Annotated in this window: 16 protein-coding genes; 13 read left to right on the forward strand and 3 right to left on the reverse strand. The window is 39.7% G+C overall.

The genetic code is table 11. The annotated features are described in order from the left end of the window. Nucleotides 1-82: 82 nt before the first annotated feature. Nucleotides 83-901 (reverse strand): pyridoxal phosphatase, encoded by an 819-nt coding sequence (locus tag PR683_RS00120; RefSeq protein ID WP_109910960.1) that lies wholly within the window; start codon nt 899-901, stop codon nt 83-85. 754 nt (nt 902-1,655) lie between these two features. On the opposite strand from PR683_RS00120, the gene PR683_RS00125 reads away from it, so the two are divergent. The 6 genes from PR683_RS00125 to pgl all read left to right on the forward strand — a co-directional run bounded on the left by PR683_RS00125 (nt 1,656) and on the right by pgl (nt 6,188). Beyond that, a complete protein-coding gene (locus PR683_RS00125) occupies nt 1,656-2,198 on the forward strand; it encodes a Gfo/Idh/MocA family protein (RefSeq protein WP_272581605.1) in 543 nt (180 codons plus the stop codon). Beyond that, on the forward strand, nt 2,102-2,623 hold the full coding sequence (locus tag PR683_RS00130) for a Gfo/Idh/MocA family protein (protein ID WP_414602306.1): 522 nt from the start codon (nt 2,102-2,104) through the stop codon (nt 2,621-2,623). Before PR683_RS00125 ends, PR683_RS00130 begins: the two co-directional genes overlap by 97 nt. 14 nt (nt 2,624-2,637) lie before the next feature. Next, nucleotides 2,638-3,840: a DegT/DnrJ/EryC1/StrS family aminotransferase gene (locus PR683_RS00135; protein WP_272581606.1), complete on the forward strand. Its 1,203-nt coding sequence runs from the start codon at nt 2,638-2,640 to the stop codon at nt 3,838-3,840. 26 nt (nt 3,841-3,866) lie between these two features. Next, on the forward strand, nt 3,867-4,265 hold the full coding sequence (locus tag PR683_RS00140) for an NUDIX domain-containing protein (protein WP_226537876.1): 399 nt from the start codon (nt 3,867-3,869) through the stop codon (nt 4,263-4,265). 31 nt (nt 4,266-4,296) lie between these two features. Beyond that, nucleotides 4,297-5,091 (forward strand): inositol monophosphatase family protein, encoded by a 795-nt coding sequence (locus PR683_RS00145; protein WP_109910963.1) that lies wholly within the window; start codon nt 4,297-4,299, stop codon nt 5,089-5,091. Nucleotides 5,092-5,207: 116 nt separating this feature from the next. Next, complete coding sequence (pgl, locus tag PR683_RS00150) at nt 5,208-6,188, forward strand: 6-phosphogluconolactonase (RefSeq protein WP_109910964.1); 981 nt, start codon at nt 5,208-5,210, stop codon at nt 6,186-6,188. 289 nt (nt 6,189-6,477) lie between these two features. On the opposite strand, the gene bioA is transcribed toward pgl, so the two are convergent. Beyond that, a complete protein-coding gene (gene bioA / locus PR683_RS00155) occupies nt 6,478-7,746 on the reverse strand; it encodes an adenosylmethionine--8-amino-7-oxononanoate transaminase (RefSeq protein ID WP_196719762.1) in 1,269 nt (422 codons plus the stop codon). A gap of 93 nt (nt 7,747-7,839) precedes the next feature. Here bioA and bioB point away from each other — a divergent pair, with 93 nt between their 5' ends. The 5 genes from bioB (at nt 7,840) to uvrB (ending at nt 14,113) form a co-directional block, all read left to right on the forward strand. Continuing rightward, the gene (gene bioB / locus PR683_RS00160; protein ID WP_248445337.1) at nt 7,840-8,877 is read left to right on the forward strand and encodes a biotin synthase BioB; all 1,038 of its coding nucleotides are present in this window, start codon (nt 7,840-7,842) and stop codon (nt 8,875-8,877) included. Further along, complete coding sequence (bioF, locus tag PR683_RS00165; protein ID WP_248445336.1) at nt 8,877-10,034, forward strand: 8-amino-7-oxononanoate synthase; 1,158 nt, start codon at nt 8,877-8,879, stop codon at nt 10,032-10,034. The genes bioB and bioF overlap by 1 nt, the downstream gene beginning before the upstream one ends. Next, the gene (gene bioC, locus PR683_RS00170; protein WP_117162175.1) at nt 10,012-10,797 is read left to right on the forward strand and encodes a malonyl-ACP O-methyltransferase BioC; all 786 of its coding nucleotides are present in this window, start codon (nt 10,012-10,014) and stop codon (nt 10,795-10,797) included. The genes bioF and bioC overlap by 23 nt, the downstream gene beginning before the upstream one ends. Next, nucleotides 10,790-11,467: a dethiobiotin synthase gene (bioD, locus tag PR683_RS00175; RefSeq protein ID WP_109910969.1), complete on the forward strand. Its 678-nt coding sequence runs from the start codon at nt 10,790-10,792 to the stop codon at nt 11,465-11,467. The genes bioC and bioD overlap by 8 nt, the downstream gene beginning before the upstream one ends. A 627-nt stretch (nt 11,468-12,094) precedes the next feature. Next, the gene (gene uvrB / locus PR683_RS00180) at nt 12,095-14,113 is read left to right on the forward strand and encodes an excinuclease ABC subunit UvrB (protein WP_115167709.1); all 2,019 of its coding nucleotides are present in this window, start codon (nt 12,095-12,097) and stop codon (nt 14,111-14,113) included. Nucleotides 14,114-14,327: 214 nt separating this feature from the next. Here uvrB and PR683_RS00185 read toward each other — a convergent pair whose 3' ends face one another. Then, entirely contained in the window at nt 14,328-15,236 is a 909-nt protein-coding gene (locus PR683_RS00185; protein WP_004909155.1) for a gluconeogenesis factor YvcK family protein, read from the reverse strand. A gap of 291 nt (nt 15,237-15,527) precedes the next feature. Between PR683_RS00185 and PR683_RS00190 the strand changes: the two genes are divergently transcribed. Further along, nucleotides 15,528-16,025, forward strand: a complete 498-nt coding sequence (locus PR683_RS00190; RefSeq protein WP_004909157.1) for an RNA polymerase sigma factor — start codon at nt 15,528-15,530, stop codon at nt 16,023-16,025. 2 nt (nt 16,026-16,027) lie between these two features. Then, nucleotides 16,028-16,969, forward strand: a complete 942-nt coding sequence (locus PR683_RS00195) for a FecR family protein (RefSeq protein WP_162598816.1) — start codon at nt 16,028-16,030, stop codon at nt 16,967-16,969. The last annotated feature ends 119 nt before the right edge of the window (nt 16,970-17,088 follow it).

Genomic DNA, 17,088 nt, shown 5'->3' on the forward strand with positions numbered 1-17,088 from the left:
ACTCGTCGTTCTTGGCGTTGTGACAATAGAAAATAAGAAAAGGAAAGCTGAGCTTTCCTTGAATTAATAAAATAATTGGACGTTACAGAACGTACTTACGGATAACTTCAGCAATACCCGGTTCAGTATTAACTCGAGTCACGAGCTTAGCTTGTTGCTTGATTTCATCAACCGCATTACCCATCGCGACACCTAAACCTGCGGTTGTCAGCATACTTAAATCATTGAAATTATCACCAAAAGCGACAACATCATTCATTGTCATCCCTTGGGATTCAACCCATTCCTTTAAGCGTTGGCCTTTACTATTACCTTTACGGCCGACATCCACCTGATCCATCCAAGACCATTCACAATCTAAACCAAAGTCATTTTCAATTTCACTAACGACTTGATGAAGTTGATCTGTATTTGGTGAGCTAACAGCAAATTTCCAAATAGAATCATAGTTATGCATCACATCAGCGTAATCTTCAACAAATTCAATGGTTGGACGCTGTGCAACAGGTAAGGATTCAGCCCAATTTAATGTACGTTTAATGCCTTCTGTTTGCGCGTTATAGAGCATCGCATTATCAACATACATTAAATGTTGAATATCAGTACCACGCAGTTTATCGATCATTTGCGTGACTGAATCGAGGGTCATCGGATTAGATTTTAGGACTTTTTTGCCTAAATAATCGTATAGATAAGTTCCGTTACAGCAGATCGCTGGTGTATCAAGGTCTAAGGTTTGGTAAAACGGATGAATAGCGACATGATGACGACCTGTCACAATGATGACCTTAACGCCTTGGCGACGGGCTTCCTGTAAGACAGCTAGAGATTCCGGTAGAATTTTCTTTTGGTGATCAAGTAGTGTTCCATCAAGATCGAGCGCAATAACGCGGTATGACATAAACGGCTCCACGTGATTTTAGAGTTATCTATACGATGATTGGCAGCATCAGTATAGGAGATGAGGATATATTGAGCACAGCTATAAACTATCATATTCATGTTAGTAAGCTAAGGTTGTTTTATCATCATAGCGGATAATAGTAACGAACTGAACCGTTTTAGTATCACTATTATTTGTTCTTGGCACGATATATATAGTGGTGTTGGTGTCATTTTTTACAGTTAAAGCGAAATTAAACTAATAGCTGCGATAAATTGTAGATAATATTAATTGGCATTGTTAAATCTAGCTGTTGTTGAGGTTGTCTGTCAGAGACAGATATTCCATATTGTTTAGGTAGATACTTTTGATGTGAAAAGCTCAATATCGACTATGATTTTAAAATTTTAAGATAATGAGGCGTTTTTTTAGTAAATTGCAGAATTGAAATTTCGAACGCTCAAAAAGTTGTTAGCATGGACTCATACTACATTGAAGTGATTTGTGGCGAAGGTTATTTAGATAGTATTTAGCATCTTGCTAGTAAGAATAAAGGGTTTATTGTGGTAGCCAATAAAACTTTGATGTTACATTAAAAAATCAAGTTGAAATAATATACTTCGTTATTTATTAAAAATAAACAAGCATAATATAAAAAGTAATTTTCTTAGATTGTTTTCTTTGTAAAATATTAACTAATATGCATGTCGTTTTAAATTGAAAATAAATTTCATGCGAAATAGTTGGGCCATTAATATGGGGATTTAATTATATGAGGTTGGCGATAATTGGATGTGGGAATATTGTAAGAAAGGAACACATACCTGCATTATGTAGTTTGGGGGTGAGTATTAGTGCGCTGTGTGATATATCGATAAGTAATATTTATAAAACAAAATTATTATTAAATTACAGTCCTCCTATTTATTTATGTTATCGTAAAATGTTCGATGAAATTGAGCCAGATACAATTATTATTGCTCTTCCTCATGAGTTATATGAAAATGTAATTTTTTATTGCTGTAAAAATAATATAACAATAATAAAAGAGAAGCCATTTGCTTTAAATGTCATGCAGGCGAAAAAATTAAAGAATTTAATAATTAAAAATGATATGAGATTTTTTACTGTTTGTCAAAAGAGATATACGTTAGCTTATGAAAAACTGAAAGAATATTTAATCTCAACAGAAGAAAAAGTCTCCCAAATAGAAATAAGATACACTTTCCTAGTAAAAATCCAAATAGTGACTGGAGAAGCAGTCATGCGAGTTCTGGTGGTGGTGTTTGGTTGGATATGGGCTATCACATTGTAAATTTAGTAAACTATTTATTTGATGGAGATGAAATTAATGTTAATTACTCTAGGTTAATAAATACTTCTTCTGGTGAATATGATGTTGATGATGTTGCTTTTGTAGAGTTACAATGCAGAGATACAATTATTTTTATATATATATCATGCGTAGGATATAAGAAACATGAAGATGTAACGTTAATAAGTAATAATTGTATTATTTATGGAAATGAAAATATAGTTCAGGTTAAGTCAAAGAAACAAAAAATAATAAATGAATTTAATTTTATTAATGCACTTGAGTCACCATTTGTTCGTATGTATCGAGAGCTTTTTTTCAGTGATTCTCAAGACAGTTTCAATAGTAACTTAGTCAGTTCACTTGCCGTGACCGATATTTTAGAAATTGCTTTCAAAGAAAGTGGTTATAAAGCGATAAAATAAAAAGGAATGGAAGTATGATGAAATCAAAATACTGTAAGTTTAGTCATCCAATTATTACAGATGAAATTAAAGATAGTGTTAATAGGCAACTTTTTGAAGATATCTCAATTTATGATAATGGTGGAATTTACGAGCACCTAGAAAGTACATTTAAAGAAATTTTTGATGTAGAAAATGCAATTGCTGTTAATTCTGGTACTACAGCATTATTTTCCATGTTTTATGGTGCTGGTATAGGCCGAGGGGATGAAGTAATAGTCCCTAGCTATACATTCTTTGCTACATGCTCTCCACTCCACCAGCTAGGCGCTGAGCTAAAATTTGCAGACTGTGGGGATAATGGCAATGTAGATCCAAAATCCGTAGAAGCCCTGATTAGCGATAAAACAAAAGCGGTGATTATTACACATATGTGGGGGATACCGTGTGATATGGATGAACTGATAGATATATGCGAACGACACGAAATTCTTTTATTAGAAGATAGTTCTCATGCACATGGAGCAACTTGGGATGGCAAAATGATTGGGAGTTTTTCTGATGGTTCTGCTTGGAGTTTTCAGGGTAAGAAAATACTAACTTCAGGCGAAGGTGGCTTCTTTGCCACTAAGCATCGTGAATTCTACGAACGAGCTGTGTTAGTCGGGCATTTTAATAAGCGTGCAAAAAAGGAAGTGAACACTGATAGTTTAAGAGATTTTGCTATTACAGGGACTGGCCTTAATTTACGAATGCACCCACTTGGTGCTTCGGTTGTTATGCCTCAGATGCTAAACTTTGAGCAGATGATGCAAGAAAAAAGGGAAACTGCTCATTTATTGAAAACTGGAATTGAGCAGATCGATGGTTTAAAGATAGTTCGCATTCCTAAAAAAGCGAACCCAGCTTGGTATGCCATGCCAGTTATGTTTGATCAGTCTAAATTTTCAATTGGTCTGCATGAATTCGTAGATATATTAAACCAAGCTGGTGCACTTGAGGCTGATATACCTGGCTCAACGTGCCCTATCAATGAATATTCTCTCTTTCACTCACCAAATAAAATCTCTCGTGACTATGGTGAGAAAATTCGAATTAATAAAGCTTATTTCGGAAATGCTATAAAATTTCACAATAGTATGTTTAAGTTGGATATTTGGTACGGAGAAGAGCGTTTCAATTTTATTGATAATTATTTATCAATCATTTCATCTGTTGCAGAGAAGTATCGAAGATGATAGAAAAATATATCCCTCATTCAGTCATGTCCAAACTTAAAAACTATGATCGTGTTGTTGTAGGCGGTTTAATCAAAGCTGGACATGATTCAAAAATTCTTTTTTTGAAGCGTTCAGAAGGCGAGTTCATGCCAAATGTATGGGAAATTCCTTCTGGTGGCATGGAGTGTGATGAAGATATGCAGACAGCGCTTAGTCGTGAAATCGCAGAAGAAACCGGAATGATAATTATTGAAATTTCTGGGTTTTCCGGTGCGGTTGAGTACCAAGCAATGGGCCAACGTTGTATCCAATTAAACTTTAATGTTTCATGCTCTGGTCATGTTTGTTTAAGCTCTGAGCACTCAGATTTTGCATGGTCTACTGTTGAATCATTCAAGGGAAATCTTGATCGTTTTATGTTGAGAACGTTAGGGTTGCAATGAGTTACCAAAAAGCTAGTTAAGGAGTTCTACAGTGTTAAATATTGCTTTAGAAGCCGCGAATACTGCTAGTAAATATTTACTAAAAGGTTTTTACGAAGCTGGTACATTTACCAGAAAAATAGATAACACCATTGTTACCGCTACAGATCTTAAAGTAGAAAATGTGATAAGAGAAGTACTTCAGGCGAGAACTCCACATATTCCTATTTTAGGGGAGGAGTTCGGAACAAATATTGAAGGTGAATTTTCTACCGGATGGATAATAGATCCTATTGATGGAACACGAGCATTTTTGTATGGCGTTCCATTATTTAGTACGTTAATTGCTTATGTTGAAAGTGGCATTCCCCTTGTCGGAGTTATATCATTTTCCGCTATTGATTCTATATATTATGCATCGTTAGGGAACGGGTGTTGGTCTAAAAAAGGTGATCTTGCACCAAAACGGATATGCACTCAGATAAAAAAAACGAAAAAATTAGGCGAAGCTGTTGTTTCGATATCAGGTATACACAGTACCAATTTTGATAACAGAGAAGGTAACAAAGCTTACAATCTATCAAATGTCGTTAATTCTGCTCAAGATATGGTTTTTATAAATGATTGTTATCAGCATTTAATGGTAGCAGCAGGAAGGATCGATTGTGCTATTGATACGTTAATGAAACCATGGGATATCGCGGCTATTTTACCTTGCCTTACTGAAGCTGGAGTTTATTATGCAAACATTAATGGTAATAAAACAAACGTGATCAATGGGGGAAGTTTGGTGTCAGCATCCTCCTCTGAGTTATTGGATGAATTAATTGTAGCTTTAAATTCATGACGCTGAACTTTGGCGCTATTTACTCACTGTGATTTGCATAATATAGGGTATAGTGAAGCCAATGTAGTGGACTATAGATGCGGTTTTGTATTTTTATCATGAATTAAGGAGTCAGGATGAATCAGGTTGTTTATATTGCGAGCCCCGAGAGTCAGCAAATTCACGTGTGGTCGATGAATGAGGTTGGGGAACTTACTCTTTTACAAACAGTAAAAACACCAGGCCAAGTGCAACCTATGGTATTAAGCCATGATAAAAAATACCTTTATATTGGTGTGCGCCCGAATTTTCGTGTCGTAACCTATGAAATTGAAGGCAAAGGGACACTGCGTTTAAAAGCAGAAACATCCGTTCCGGGAACGCCAGTTCACTTATCATTGGATAACACGGGCAAATATTTATTTGTTCCTTCATATCATCAACATAATCTATCAGTTCTGACTATCAATGATGAAGGTGTACCAAATCAAGTCGTTCAAGTGATTGAAGGATTGCAAAATCCACATTCGTCTCATGTTGATGTTGATAATCAACAGCTTTGGGTGCCTTGCTTAGGTGAAGACCATATCCGTTTATTCGATTTACATGAAAATGGTTATTTAACCGAAGCAACTGCAGACCAAATTACTACGGCTGAAAAATCTGGCCCTCGTCATCTGGCCTTCCATCCGACTGAAAAGGTCATTTATTGTGTGAATGAGTTAGATTCAACGGTAGGCGTATATCGTAAATTCACTCGCTATCGTAACATGCAAACTTTGGCAAATTACCCATTAGGTAACGAAAGCCAGCGCTGGGCTGCCGATATCCATATTACGCCAGATGGCCGCCATTTATATGTTAGTGAACGTTCTGAAAGCTACCTCAGCCACTATCTGGTTTCTGATGACGGTTGCGAGCTAACATTAGAAGCACGTTACCCAACAGAGACGCACCCAAGGGGCTTTAATATTGATGCGACAGGTCGTTTTTTAATTTCCAGCGGGCAAAAATCAGACCACGTTTCAGTTTCTGAAATTGACCCGATTACGGGAAAATTGCGTTTATTAGCACGCTATGGGGTAGGGAAAGGACCTATGTGGGTCACTATCCTTTAATCTTCGTCATACTTCGAGCTATAGCGGTGTTGGCTTCACTCGGCTACTTGGGTCACATACTGGTGTATGCTCCCCAAGATATCCTCGATTGCCGCCTTGCTATAACTCGAATTATTTAGAAGATTCTCTAGTTAAAAATCTAGTTAAAAATCGAGTTAAAAATCGAGTTAAAAATCGAGTTAAAAATCGAGTTAAAAATCGAGTTAAAAATCGAGTTAAAAATCGAGTTAAAAATCGAGTTAAAAATCTAGTTAAAAAATCGACTTAGATTAAGATTGAATTTATTGAGTTATCCCAACACTTTTGCCATCGTATTCGTCACGTTGCTCAGTTGCTCTGGGGTGATGATGTACGGTGGCATTACATAAATCAGTTTGCCGAATGGGCGAACCCAAACACCATTTTCCACAAATACTTTTTGCAAAGCCGCTGTGTTTACAGGTTTCTTCATTTCAATCACGCCAATTGCACCTAGAACTCTCACATCTGCTACGCTAGGATGGGATGCTAATGGTGTTAGCTCAGTCTTAAGTTGTTGTTCAATAGTGGTAATTGTTGTTTGCCAAGGGCTATTGAGCAGCAAAGTCAGGCTAGCATCTGCAACGGCACAGGCAAGTGGGTTGCCCATAAAGGTTGGGCCATGCATAAAACAACCCGCTTCCCCATTGCTAATAGTTTCTGCAACGTGGCGGGTTGTGATCGTTGCCGAAAGGGTCATATAACCACCGGTTAATGCCTTTCCTAAACACATAATATCCGGTGATATATTTGCATGATGGCAAGCAAACAATTTGCCCGTACGACCAAACCCCGTAGCGATTTCATCGGCAATTAATAATAGACCATATTGATCGCATAAATGGCGAACTCCCTTTAAATATTCAGGGTGATAGATGCGCATTCCACCAGCGCCTTGAACAATCGGTTCAAGGATGATCGCTGCAATTTCATGGCTATTTTCGGCAAGTTGTACCTCAAGAGGGTGCAAATCTGCACTATCCCATTCATCGTAAAAACCGCATTGTGGGGCTTCCACAAAAATATGCGGAGGTAAATACCCCTTATACAGGCCATGCATTGAATTATCAGGGTCACAAACGGCCATCGCACCGAAGGTATCACCATGATATCCATGACGTAATGTGAGGATCCGTTGACGCTTTTCCCCTTTGGCTTGCCAATATTGCAATGCCATTTTCAGAGCAACTTCAACCGCCACTGACCCGGAATCGGCAAGAAAGACGCATTCTAGCGGCTCTGGCGTGATTGCTACCAACTGTTTGCATAGGTTCACTGCGGGTGGGTGTGTAATTCCGCCAAACATCACATGGGACATTTTCGCTAATTGCGTTGTGACCGCTTGGTTTAATACAGGATGATTATAACCATGAATGGCTGCCCACCATGAAGACATCCCATCAATTAATTTTTTCCCATCGGCCATGATTAGCTCAGCTCCATGGGCTTCAACAATCGGATAAGCCGGAATTGGCTGGCTCATCGAGGTATAAGGGTGCCAAATATGTTTGGCATCAAATTGAATATCTACGTTATCCATTTGCTATCATCGTCAACTTTTTTATCTCATTTTAGTTGACATGATAATCACAATATTTAAACTGGCAACAACTTTTTCAACTGGAGCGTTTCCGTGAGCCAATTAAAACAGTGGACAATAAAACAAGCTAATGAACTGTTTTCAATGCCTTTTTTTGAACTATTATTTCAGGCACAGCAAATTCATCGCCAACATTTCGACCCCCAGCAAGTGCAAGTCAGCACTTTGTTATCAATTAAAACTGGAGCTTGCCCTGAAGATTGTAAGTATTGCGCGCAAAGCGCCCGCTATAAAACAGGGCTAGAAACTGAAAAATTAATGGAAGTTCAGCAAGTTCTGGAATCGGCGAAAAAAGCAAAACAAGCAGGTTCAACCCGTTTTTGTATGGGCGCGGCATGGCGTAACCCGAAAGAACGCGATATGCCATACCTTGAAATGATGGTAAAAGAAGTGAAGTCACTCGGCATGGAAACCTGTATGACTTTAGGGATGATTGATAACGCCCAAGCTCAACGCTTAGCAGAAGCAGGATTAGATTATTATAACCATAACCTTGATACCTCTCCAGAATACTACGGCAATATTATTACGACTCGCAGTTATCAAGATCGCTTAAATACACTCGAAAATGTACGAGATGCAGGGATCAAAGTCTGCTCGGGTGGGATTTTAGGCTTAGGTGAAAAAGTTAGTGACCGAGCGGCCTTATTAGTCCAATTAGCCAATTTACCGAAACCGCCAGAAAGTGTGCCGATCAACATGTTGATGAAAGTTGAAGGCACCCCAATGGCAGATAACGAAGATGTCGATGCATTTGATTTTATTCGTACTATTGCCGTTGCACGCATCATGATGCCAACGTCATACGTTAGGCTGTCTGCAGGCCGTGAATACATGAATGAGCAAACCCAAGCATTATGTTTTATGGCCGGTGCAAACTCCGTATTCTATGGGTGTAAATTATTAACGACGCCAAACCCTGACGAAAACAAAGACTTGGCGCTATTTAGAAAACTGAATATTAACCCTGAGCGTATTGAAACCGACGAAGGGGATAACCATCAAGCTGCTAAGTTAGCCGAAACGTTGTTAACTGCTGATAACGCTCAATTTTATAACGCTGCAGTATAATGACTTGGCAATCATTTATACAAAACCAGATAGCGCAGCGTAAGCAGGCGTCTATCTGGCGTCAACGTCAGTGCATTGATCATGCGAATGGTAGGTCTCTTTATTTTTCCGGAAAAGAATATCTCAACTTTTCATCCAATGACTATTTGGGGTTATCTCACCATCCCCAAGTGGTTGCCGCTTGGCAACGTGGTGCCGATGAATATGGCGTGGGGAGTGGGGGATCGGGACATATCACAGGGTTCACCAAAGCGCATGATAAATTAGAGCAAGCGCTCGCTGGTTGGCTAGGCTACCCAAAAGCCTTATTGTTTATTTCTGGATTTGCTGCGAACCATGCGGTGATCACCGCATTAATGACGGAAAAAGATCGTATCTTAGCGGATAAGCTCAGCCATGCATCGATCATGGAAGCCTCGATTCATTCGGGGGCTCAATTAAGGCGCTTTCAGCATAATAATCCATTATCACTCGAAAACTTAATCCACAAGCCTATTTCGGGAAAAACGCTTGTTGTGACGGAAGGCGTTTTTAGTATGGATGGTGATAATGCTCCCCTTCAACAATTACAGGAAATCGCAAGAAATCAGCATGCTTGGTTGATGGTTGATGATGCACATGGTATCGGCGTTATCGGAGAACAAGGTCGTGGTAGCTGCTTTGCGAGTGGGGTTAAACCTGAAATTTTAGTCGTGACATTTGGTAAAGCATTTGGTTTAAGTGGCGCAGCGGTGCTGTGTGATGAGCCAACGGCTGAATTTTTCATCCAATCTGCACGCCATTTAATTTATAGCACTTCGATGCCTCCGGCTCAGGCCGTTGCTCTTCTAGCGGCCGTTGAGCAAATTCAGCTTGCGGATCAGGCACGAGAAAATCTTAAGCAACATATTGAATATTTTAGACATAATGCTGATTTTCATGGCATGCAACTGACTGATTCAACGACGGCTATTCAGCCATTAATTGTTGGCGAAAACCAAGCTAGCCAACAGTTAGCCAATTTTTTACGCAACAAAAATATTTGGGTGCAAGCGATTAGGCCGCCAACGGTTCCGCCCGGGAGTGCTAGGCTACGGATCACGTTAAGTGCTGCACACCAACGTCAAGATATCGATCAATTATTGGAGGCTTTACATGACTTTATCGCTCAGTCGTGAAAAGCATAAAATTGCAGCGGCATTTGGCCGTGCAGCTAAAAGTTATGATGCAGTGGCAAGTTATCAACGATCAACAGGAACACAACTCCTTGATCATCTGACTTCAGCCTTAAATCACTCACAATCAACGGCGCCATTGCATATTTTAGATGCAGGGTGCGGTACGGGCTATTTTAGCTATAAATTGAAAAACCAAGGGCATCGCGTCACTGCATTAGACCTTTCTGTGGGAATGCTTGAAATGGCACAAACGAAAGCCGTGGCCGATCACTATTTATGTGCTGATATAGAATCCATTCCATTAGATTCACAAACCTTTGATGTGGTTTTTTCAAATTTATCGGTTCAATGGTGCCAAGATCTGAGTAAAGCATTAAGCGAATTGTATCGGGTGACAAAACCGGGTGGAGTTGTGGTGTTCACTACGCTTGCAGAGCATTCTCTCACAGAATTATCTTCAGCTTGGCATTCACTTGATGGCTATTCGCATGTGAATTCCTTTCTCAGTGTTCAACAGATACGAAATAGTTGTCAGTCATGGAGACATAAACTTATTTTTCAGAAGGATACACTCTATTTTCCTGAGTTAATAGCGTTGCTCCATTCATTGAAAGGGATTGGCGCGACACATTTGACCACTGGGCGTAAAGCTGGGCTAGTGACTCGTCAGCATTTGCAGCAACTTGCTTTGCTCTATCCAATGACAGAGCAAGGCCTACCTTTAACTTACCATACGGTGTTTGGAGTGATTTACCGTGACTAAAGTGTATTTTGTAACAGGAACGGATACAGAAGTAGGGAAAACCGTTGTAAGTTGTGCTTTACTGCAAGCCGCAGGTTATCAAGGTTTGAACACGGTGGGCTTTAAGCCCGTTGCATCTGGAAGTGAACTCACGGTAGACGGGTTGCGTAATAGCGATGCGTTATTATTACAAGCCAATAGCCGAGTAAAATTACCCTATCAGGTGATTAACCCGATTGTGTTTGAAGCACCCACTTCGCCACATATTATCAGTGAAGAATTAAATCAACCTATTGAATTTTCAATAATCAATCAAGGGTTGGCTTATTTGAAATCTCAAGCTGATTGGTTATTAGTGGAAGGTGCTGGTGGCTGGTATACCCCGTTATCCGTAGAAAAAACGTATGCAGATTGGGTGATTGAACAGCAGTTACCCGTTATTTTAGTGGTTGGTGTTAAGTTAGGTTGTATAAACCATGCATTGTTAACCATGGAATCTATCGAGGCTTCAGGTTTGCCTGTGGCTGGCTGGGTCGCCAATGAAGTTGAACCTGCTGGTCGTTTCCAAGCACAATATTTGCTGACACTTAATCGAATGATTAAGGCACCTTGTTTAGGTGTGATCCCACATCAAGACACTCTTAACGGTGAATTAGGCAGCTATTTAGATCTTTCTTTATTAACTCTTTGATTATATAAAATTTATAAATATTTTACCCCAAGTAAGTCAAGTGCTTGGGGCTGATCAATTGTTAAATAGAGATCCGATCTTTTTTAACGTTCTCAACTGAAATACTGTCAAGTATTTCAGTAAAAATACCACTCAGATCTTAATAAAAAAGATAAAATCTGTTTTTCATCGCAGTTACTACGTAAAAATTTTTTCATTAAACTGCCATCTTTTTGTCATTTAGCCTCCATTGAACAAATCTTAGGGATCTTGTGAATCCATGAGCCTAAAGGGCTTCAAGAGTTATCCACCATTTCTGTGGATAACCTTGTGTATTAACGTTATAAAACAAGTTCTACGCTAGGCGACAAGCGGCTTTGACTTTATTTGATGTGATTCTGGACTTTAAATTAATTTTTAATAAATACAAATGGTTAAATAAAATCAAGCCTTCAATTTGCATTTGAGATACGGCATAAAAATGCAATAGCATAAAATATAAAGTTTCAAAAAGGTCAAGCACTTTTTTGGGGATAACATTTTTATAAACATATTAGAACGGAGAATAACAGAAAATTTAGCTTCAATACTTGAAGCTGGTTTTTTATCCAGTATCATAATGGGAGAAACTAGTTAAGGGGCGTTAATATGAGTAAGGATTTTAAGCTGTATTCTGATTTTCAGCCGGGAGGGGACCAACCCGAAGCCATCCATAAGTTAAGGGAAGGGCTACAAGATGGACTTGCTCATCAAACCCTATTAGGGGTAACGGGGTCTGGTAAGACGTTCACTATTGCCAACGTTATTGCGCAAGAGAACCGGCCTACCATGTTAATGGCGCATAATAAAACCTTAGCGGCACAGCTTTATAGCGAAATGAAAGCCTTCTTCCCAGACAACGCTGTGGAATATTTCGTTTCTTACTATGACTATTATCAGCCTGAAGCTTACGTCCCAAGCTCCGATACTTTCATTGAAAAAGATGCGTCTGTAAACGAACACATTGAGCAAATGCGGTTATCTGCGACCAAGGCCTTACTCGAACGTCGCGATGTGATTGTGGTGGCTTCTGTGTCGGCTATTTACGGTTTGGGTGACCCTGACAGCTACTTAAAAATGATGTTGCACCTAACGGATGGCATGATCATCGACCAACGCTCAATTTTAAGGCGTTTAGCGGACTTGCAATATACGCGGAATGACCAAGCTTTTACGCGGGGGACTTTCCGTGTCCGTGGTGAGGTTATCGATATTTTTCCTGCGGAATCAGACGAGTATGCCTTACGTGTTGAGCTATTTGATGATGAAGTTGAACGGTTGTCATTATTTGACCCATTGACAGGGCAAATACAACATCGTGTTCCTCGTTTCACCGTTTATCCAAAAACGCACTATGTCACACCGAGAGAACGCATTCTTGAGGCAATGGAACAAATTAAGGTTGAATTGGCGGATAGACGAAAAGTATTACTAGAAAACAATAAATTACTGGAAGAGCAACGTATTACTCAACGAACGCAATTCGACTTAGAGATGATGAATGAGCTCGGTTATTGTTCAGGTATTGAAAACTATTCACGCTACTTATCGGGTCGTGCTCCTGGTGAGCCACCGCCGACACTATTTGATTACTTACCCGCAGATGGCTTGCTGGTGGTGGATGAATCTCACGTTACTATCCCGCAAATAGGCGCGATGTATAAAGGGGATCGCTCAAGAAAAGAAACCTTAGTTGAATATGGGTTTCGTCTTCCTTCTGCATTAGATAACCGCCCAATGCGCTTTGAAGAATTTGAAGCCTTAGCTCCTCAAACTATTTATGTGTCGGCAACGCCGGGTAACTACGAGCTTGATAAATCAGGCAATGAAGTGATTGAGCAAGTTGTTAGGCCTACTGGCCTACTTGACCCGATTATAGAAGTCCGCCCAGTTACTACCCAAGTGGATGATTTACTGTCTGAAATCCGTATCCGTGTACAGAAAAATGAACGTGTATTAGTCACTACTTTAACAAAACGTATGGCAGAGGATTTAACGGAATATCTCGAAGAGCACGGTGAGCGAGTGCGTTATCTTCACTCAGATATCGATACAGTCGAGCGTGTGGAAATTATTCGCGACCTGCGACTTGGTGAGTTTGATGTACTGGTTGGGATCAACTTATTAAGAGAAGGCTTGGATATGCCAGAGGTCTCTCTGGTGGCTATTTTGGACGCGGACAAAGAAGGTTTCTTGCGCTCAGAGCGTTCACTTATTCAAACCATAGGGCGTGCGGCTCGTAACTTAAATGGTAAGGCAATCCTTTACGGAGACAGGATCACCAACTCCATGCAAAAAGCGATTGCAGAAACAGAGCGTCGCCGTGCTAAACAAATGGCGTTCAACGAAGAACATGGAATCGTACCACAAGGTTTGAATAAGAAAATCGGTGATATCCTGCAAATTGGCCACAAAGTGGGTGGTAAAGGAAAAAACCGTACGAAAGACAATGGTAAAAATAATAATTCGGTTGATATCCAATCGATGTCGACAAAAGAGTTGGAGCAACGGATTTCGCAACTTGAAGCGCAAATGTATAAGCATGCTCAAGATCTTGAATTTGAAGCGGCTGCGCGAGTCCGAGACGAATTGCAGGAGATACGCTCTCAGTTTATCGCTAATTCGTAATTTTCCTCATACCTCACGCTGTGGGGGGTGTTGGCTACGTTTAGTCACTCGGGTCACATATTTATGTATGCTCCCCGAGCTGCCTTCACTTGCCGCCTACCCACAACGCAAAGTATTTTGAAAATAGATTTTGTGGAAATACAGGAAACAAAGGGCTAATTTTAGGGAAGGTTTTCCGCTGCGGGTATTTAGCAGCGGAATGGCGGTTAGGGGGTTATAACAAGTTGATGGTTTCTTCGATGGCTTGCAGTAACAGCTTTCTATCATGGCGATAGGGAATATCGTCAGCTTCGAGTACCCGTTGAATTATTTTGCGTTCAGGGCTGATATTGCTTGTTTGTGTGCGAGGGCCAAGGATTAACGCATCAATTTTTTGGCAACCAATATAATGCTCCATCATTTTTAGCTTGTCAGGCAAAGACAGGTTTGCTGCTGGGGAGCTAATTTCTTTCGCTAAGTTACCAATATAAATCATCGGGGCTTTACATTCGCGCAGTGCAGCTGCAATTTCATCCAAAAGCAATAATGGCATTAAACTGGTAAAAAAGCTGCCGGGGCCGATAATAATTAAGTCTGCTTGGTGGATAGCCTGTAAGGCTTCTTTCGTTGCCTTTACTGTCGGGTATAAGCGTAATTCTTGCGGGATTTCATGTAAGGCATCAACATTCACCTCACCGTATACTTCATTGCCCATTTCATCGATAGCCATTAAATCAACAGGGGATTCCGACATCGGGATCAACTGCGCATCAACTTTTAGCATATTACGGATAAGATTTATGGCTTCTAACGGACGAACACTTAGGTGGTCTAATGATTTTAACATTAAATTACCTAAATTATGGCCTGAAAGTTCACCATTACCGCTGAAACGGTATTCAAACATCGCAGAAGCAATGGATGGTTCAGTAATTAGCTGATTTAAACAGTTACGCATATCTCCCCAAGCGATCCCGCCTTCAGAGCGACGAATACGGCCTGTTGAGCCCCCATTATCGGTTGTGGTAACAATACCCGTTAAACGAGAACCTAAAGAAGAAAGTGAAGACATCACGCGACCAAGTCCATGCCCGCCACCTAGAGCGACAACATGCCTGAGATCCGCCAGACTGCAATTCGGCATAGTGTTCCTATATCAGTTAATTTTCAGTACTTATAAAAGCAAGTAAACCAGCGAGTTACGAAATGCGTTTTTTACGCTAAGCCCGTTTTATGGCGACTAAAATAAATTGGGCGTTAATCTATCATAAAACATCATTCTTAGCTTAAGTACTGTGACAAAAAACAATAAAAGAGACGATTCTGTATTGATGTGAGTCTTAGAAGGAAAAATGCGCTAGGGAGTTTTCATTTTAAATTATTATCTATATCATGTAAATAATTCTCATTTTCATTATTTATTTTATGGATCAATATGTCTGATTCAGAATTACAGCGCCTGTTTGCTCGCCATTCATCGTCGTTATGCCGTTATCTGAATATGTACCTTAAAGACCATAATTTAAGTATGGATATCACACAGGAAAGCTTTGCTCGAATGGCAGAGTTAATGAAAACATCAACTATTCAAGATTTTGATGCGTATTTGTATCGAATTGCGAAAAACCTGATGGTTGACCACTTCCGGCTACAGAAAAAACAACAATTAATGGCGATCAGTGACCAACAATGGCAAGAGATCCCATCGCGGGTAAAAGGTATTGAAGCCACGGTTATTCATGATCAACAACTTGCACAAATTCAGAAAATTATTCAATCTTTGCCGCCCAGGACTCAGGAGATATTTCGCTTGCATCGAGAAGAAGGATTAGCTCAAACGGAAGTAGCGCAGCGCTTAAATATTTCATTAAGCACAGTCGAAAAACATTTAGCCAATGCATTGGCAATGCTAATTCATAAATGGAGAGACTAGTCATGAAGCCATCTGATAGTCCATCTGAAATTGAAAACAAAGCCGCAATGTGGGTTGTTAAAACCACGCAACGAGAGCTGACGTCGCAAGAAAATGAAGATTTCCAGTCTTGGCTCAATGCGTCAGAGTTACATAAGTCTACATACTATCGTGCACGGCAATTATGGGCATTAACAGCCAATAAACCGCGACAACAAACAGTAGATAACCAACAGGGAATGAATAAAAAGAGGCGGCCTCGCTATATTGGTTTATCAATAGCGGCGGTTGTGCTAGTGAGTGTGTTATCCATGTCAATTTGGTATTTTCAATATACACAGCCAGTGGATTACTATGCGAAAACCGGTGAAATACAGCATATTACCTTACCTGATGGTAGCCGTGTTGACCTCGACAGTGGTGCGCAATTGCAATTAGCGTTTAGCCCGCAGTATCGGCAAGTTAATTTATTACGAGGGCGTGCTTATTTTACTGTTGCACCAAAAACGGATACGGAACCAAGGCCTTTTCAGGTTATGGCGAAAAATGGGATAACTCAGGCACTTGGCACTGAATTTTCAGTTGATAATGAAAATAGCAAAGTGGCAGTCAGTGTTTATCAACACAGTGTAAAGGTGTCACTATTCTCAGGGCAAGAAATGGTCATTCCAGCAGGAAATTTCACTCAATATCAATCAGATATAACGCCTATGACTTCAATGGTCAACTCACATTCTACGGTATGGCGAGAAGGACAAATTATTTTTCAGCAGCAAACCTTTCCGGAGGTTATTGCTGAAATAAATCGATACCGTGACAAGCAAATTATTTTATTGACTGAGGAGCGAGTAGGGCACATTAGTGGTGTATTACAAATTAACACACTTGATAGTGGGCTAACGCATTTGGTGTCATCATATGGCTTATCCGTTTATGAAATCCCATTTTTCACTTTAATATATTGATTATTAATAATTAATATAGATATCGAATAATAATAAATTATTTTTTTAAAATTTATTTACGGGTTTTCCTAATTCCCGCGTCTTAATCTAAGTGATTATGATTTTTATTACCATTATCA

The sequence above is a fragment of the Providencia sp. PROV269 genome, from assembly GCF_028477785.1.
In the GTDB taxonomy this organism is placed as follows: domain Bacteria; phylum Pseudomonadota; class Gammaproteobacteria; order Enterobacterales; family Enterobacteriaceae; genus Providencia; species Providencia rettgeri.

What these genes read in the sequence shown, in the direction of transcription:
- pgl (WP_109910964.1), top strand. Translation starts at nt 5,208, where the DNA reads ATGAATCAGGTTGTTTATATTGCGAGCCCCGAGAGTCAGCAAATTCAC.
- PR683_RS00125 (WP_272581605.1), top strand. Translation starts at nt 1,656, where the DNA reads ATGAGGTTGGCGATAATTGGATGTGGGAATATTGTAAGAAAGGAACAC.
- bioA (WP_196719762.1), bottom strand. Translation starts at nt 7,746, where the DNA reads ATGGATAACGTAGATATTCAATTTGATGCCAAACATATTTGGCACCCT.
- uvrB (WP_115167709.1), top strand. Translation starts at nt 12,095, where the DNA reads ATGAGTAAGGATTTTAAGCTGTATTCTGATTTTCAGCCGGGAGGGGAC.
- bioC (WP_117162175.1), top strand. Translation starts at nt 10,012, where the DNA reads ATGACTTTATCGCTCAGTCGTGAAAAGCATAAAATTGCAGCGGCATTT.
- PR683_RS00195 (WP_162598816.1), top strand. Translation starts at nt 16,028, where the DNA reads ATGAAGCCATCTGATAGTCCATCTGAAATTGAAAACAAAGCCGCAATG.
- PR683_RS00190 (WP_004909157.1), top strand. Translation starts at nt 15,528, where the DNA reads ATGTCTGATTCAGAATTACAGCGCCTGTTTGCTCGCCATTCATCGTCG.
- PR683_RS00135 (WP_272581606.1), top strand. Translation starts at nt 2,638, where the DNA reads ATGATGAAATCAAAATACTGTAAGTTTAGTCATCCAATTATTACAGAT.
- PR683_RS00185 (WP_004909155.1), bottom strand. Translation starts at nt 15,236, where the DNA reads ATGCCGAATTGCAGTCTGGCGGATCTCAGGCATGTTGTCGCTCTAGGT.
- PR683_RS00120 (WP_109910960.1), bottom strand. Translation starts at nt 901, where the DNA reads ATGTCATACCGCGTTATTGCGCTCGATCTTGATGGAACACTACTTGAT.
- bioF (WP_248445336.1), top strand. Translation starts at nt 8,877, where the DNA reads ATGACTTGGCAATCATTTATACAAAACCAGATAGCGCAGCGTAAGCAG.
- PR683_RS00140 (WP_226537876.1), top strand. Translation starts at nt 3,867, where the DNA reads ATGTCCAAACTTAAAAACTATGATCGTGTTGTTGTAGGCGGTTTAATC.